Source organism: Colwellia sp. TT2012, assembly GCF_001440345.1.
In the GTDB taxonomy this organism is placed as follows: Bacteria; Pseudomonadota; Gammaproteobacteria; order Enterobacterales; family Alteromonadaceae; genus Colwellia.
Genome location: NZ_LJYX01000124.1, coordinates 1 through 825 on the forward strand (window position 1 = coordinate 1; position 825 = coordinate 825).

An 825-nucleotide genomic window follows, 5' to 3' on the forward strand; every position below is an offset into this window, starting at 1 on the left:
ACCAACGGAGGGAAGAAGCGTACTACCTTGGACATGAACGGCGCGATCACCATGCCAAAGAACCCGGCGGCGATGGTTGCGCCGAAGATCCCTTGCAGGCCGATACCCGGCATGCCTGCCATGGCGACCATGCTGCCGACCGCAGCAAAGCTGGCGCCCATCATCACCGGCATACGGATACCCAGCGGGCCGATGCCAAAGGACTGGACCATGGTGGCGATCCACGCCACCAACAGGTCGGCGTTGATCAAAACGGCGATTTCTTCACGGCTCAAGCCCGCGGCTTGTCCAATGATCAGCGGTACGGCCACGGCGCCGCCGTACATCAGCAGTACATGTTGCAGGCCTACCAGGATCAGTTGCAAAAGTGGAAGCCGCACCATGGCGGGCGCGGCAGGAATCTGCGTTTCTAACTGGGACATGCAACACCTCGGATCTTTTTTATTTTTGTGTTGTTTGGCAGTCAATTGCCATTTGGAGCTCGATCTCAAAATCACCGCAGATCCTCTGTGGGAGCGGGCTTGCTCGCGAAAACGGCGGCTCAGTCACCTTAAGGGTTGAATGACACACCGCATTCGCGAGCAAGCCCGCTCCCACATTTTGGATTTGCGTCAGGCTGTCAGTTAGTGCGGGCCCCCTGATTGATCCAGCTACCAATCAACTCGCGTTCCTGTTGAGTCATCTGGGTAATGTTGCCCAGCGGCATGATCTGGCTGGCAACCGCCTGCGCTTGAATGCGCGCCGCTTGCTGCTGGATCTGCGCCGGGGTATCGAACATCACCCCGGCCGGTGCGGTGCTGAACAGCGGGCTGGTGGGCTTGGCCG

At 59.2% G+C, this 825-nt stretch carries 1 protein-coding gene and 1 pseudogene; both read right to left on the reverse strand.

Going from position 1 to position 825, the window contains the following annotated elements:
- Positions 1-422, reverse strand: a 422-nt coding sequence (locus tag ASU03_RS19075; protein ID WP_331456680.1) for a solute carrier family 23 protein, incomplete at its 3' end; no start/stop codon positions are given.
- Between the two features lie 197 nt (positions 423-619).
- Positions 620-825, reverse strand: a pseudogene (locus ASU03_RS19080) (urate hydroxylase PuuD); the annotation flags it as partial.